At 44.1% G+C, this 2,690-nt stretch carries 2 protein-coding genes; one reads left to right on the plus strand and one right to left on the minus strand.

What is annotated here, in order from left to right; genetic code table 11:
- Positions 1-1,983, minus strand: a 1,983-nt coding sequence (locus CCU_RS12095; protein ID WP_243440898.1) for an acyl-CoA dehydratase activase, incomplete at its 3' end; no start/stop codon positions are given.
- A 214-nt stretch (positions 1,984-2,197) separates the two neighbouring features.
- On the opposite strand from CCU_RS12095, the gene CCU_RS12100 reads away from it, so the two are divergent.
- Positions 2,198-2,533, plus strand: coding sequence for a LysM peptidoglycan-binding domain-containing protein (locus CCU_RS12100; RefSeq protein ID WP_015534866.1), 336 nt, complete (start codon positions 2,198-2,200; stop codon positions 2,531-2,533).
- Positions 2,534-2,690 lie beyond the last annotated feature (157 nt).

Below are 2,690 nucleotides of genomic sequence, written 5' to 3' on the forward strand. Positions count from 1 at the left end.
CTCAGGCTTAAGTGACTCATAGCCAAATATTCTTCCAAGCTTATATTCAAAGAGGTTAGGAATGTTGTCTGCGTTCTTCTTCAGACCGACACCCTTCTCACATCTGTTTCCGGTGATGAACCTCTTGCCGTTTGAGAATTTGTTTATTGTAAGGAGACAGTTGTTTGTACATCCTTTACATCTTGTCATGGAGCTCTCATATGTGAGCTTTCTTATCTCCTCGATAGGGAGCATAGTCGTGACAAATCCCTCTTTGTATTTGTTTCTTGCTATGAGGGCAGCACCAAAAGCACCCATGATACCTGAGATGTCAGGTCTTATCGCTGTTCTTCCTGATATGACTTCAAAACTCTTTAAAACTGCATCGTTGTAGAAGGTACCACCCTGTACCACGATGTTTTTTCCGAGATCCTTTGGATCCGTGAGCTTTATAACCTTGAGCAGGGCATTTTTGATGACGGAGTAGGCAAGGCCGGCGGATATATCAGCCACGGATGCGCCTTCCTTCTGAGCCTGCTTAACCTTTGAGTTCATGAAGACTGTACATCTTGAACCGAGATCTATAGGTGTTCTTGCTGTTATGGCGATGTGCGCAAAGTCTGCGATATCGTAGTTCAGTGACTTTGCAAATGTCTCTATGAATGATCCACATCCAGATGAGCATGCCTCGTTCAGCATAACGTTATCTACTACGCCGTTCTTGATCTTGATACACTTCATATCCTGACCGCCGATATCAAGAATGCAGTCGACCTCAGGGTCGAAGAATGCTGCGGCTGTGTAGTGGGCTATTGTCTCAACCTCGCCTAAATCCAGAGAGAGAGCCTGCTTGATAAGAGCCTCACCGTAACCAGTAGAACATGAGCCTGCGATCACTGCGCCCTCAGGAAGCTTGCTGTATATATCCTTTATAGCTCTGATGGTGGTGTTAAGTGGACTTCCGTTGTTGCTGCTGTAGAAGTCGTAGAGCAGTTCACCGTCAGAACCGACAAGTGCAACCTTTGTGGTGGTTGAACCGGCATCGACACCGATGAAACAGTTTCCTTTATATGTTGCGAGATCACCGCGCTTTACGGCGTACTTGTTGTGATCTGCCTTGAATTTCTCGTAATCTTCATCGCTCTCAAAGAGTGGCGCAAGTCTCTCTACACCTGAGGAGAGGTTGAGCTCCTGTGAGAGTGCATGTATAAGCTCTGAAAGTGTCATGGATACCTCAGGCTTGGAGTTCATGGCGGCACCTACGGCTGCAAACAGATGTGAGTGTCCCGGATCTATGATGGCATCACCTGTCAGGTTAAGAGTTCTGATAAATGCATTCTTCAGCTCTGGGAGGAAGTGAAGAGGACCGCCCAGGAATGCAACATTGCCCTTGATAGGTTTACCACATGCAAGACCGGATATAGTCTGGTTGACAACGGCCTGGAATATGGAAGCGGCCAGGTTTGGCTTTGTAGCTCCCTCGTTGATGAGTGGCTGTATATCTGTCTTGGCAAATACACCACATCTTGCAGCGATAGGGTAGATGGTATCGTAATCCTTTGCATAGTCGTTAAGACCTGATGCATCGGTCTGCAGAAGTGTAGCCATCTGGTCGATGAATGAGCCTGTACCTCCGGCACAGACACCATTCATACGCTGCTCTATTCCGTTTGTAAAATATATGATCTTGGCATCCTCACCGCCGAGCTCTATGGCAACGTCGGTCTGTGGTGCATAGTCCTGCAGTGCCTCTGATACACAGACTACCTCCTGTGTAAATGGCACACCGATGAGCTGAGCGAGAGCCAGTCCACCTGAACCGGTTATACATGGATTGACCTCGTTCTCGCCGAGGGCATCCTTTGCTTCCTGTACAAGATCTTTAAGTGTTTCTTTGATATTTGCAAAATGTCTTTTGTAATCGGAGAAAAGTATCTTGTTGTCCTTGTCAAGGACAGCAACCTTAACTGTTGTTGATCCAATATCAATTCCTAATGTGTACATAAAACAACCCTTCCAATTTCTTTTGTGTGTTGAATGTGTTTGATTTCGACATTTCTGCCGATAAAGCTACTTTATTATAGTGTAGGGTTTAAAAAAATACAATGACTTTATAAAAACTTAACCATTACCAGAAAATGTAAAAATAAAAGTTTTTTGCAGGTAACTATATCATCGGAGGTGAATATATTATAAAAAAGCCTTTCAGGGGTAAGCTATGAATTTTGATACCTGTAACGGAGTTATCCATGTAGTGAAGAGAGGGGACACACTGTATAAGCTGTCCAGGATATACAAGGTAAAGCTCAGCGACATCATATCAGCAAACCCGTACATCAACGTATACAATATGCAGGCCGGGGATGAAGTGTGTATTCCCGTGATCATGGAGGAAGATTTTCTTATATATACAGTGCAGGATGGAGATACATTTGAGGATGTCCTTAAGAATACCGGAGTATCTCCGGATGATCTGTTCAAATTCAATCCGGGTCTCTACAAGATGGCCCTTGCCGCGGACATGGAGATAAAGTATGTGGACTTTCAGAAGTAGATGGATGCACATGGCTGTATGATATCTGTCCTGGCTGCCGGTTTATAGCTGGCAGCTATTTTGCTGTTATCCGCCAGGTTAGAAAAACTTAATTATTCTACTGTTGTAAACTCATTTTTTATATTATATAATTCAAAAGGTGTAGTTTAAAAAAGTA

The organism is Coprococcus sp. ART55/1 (assembly GCF_000210595.1).
Classification (GTDB): domain Bacteria; phylum Bacillota; class Clostridia; order Lachnospirales; family Lachnospiraceae; genus Coprococcus; species Coprococcus aceti.

What these genes read in the sequence shown, in the direction of transcription:
- CCU_RS12100 (WP_015534866.1), top strand. Translation starts at nt 2,198, where the DNA reads ATGAATTTTGATACCTGTAACGGAGTTATCCATGTAGTGAAGAGAGGG.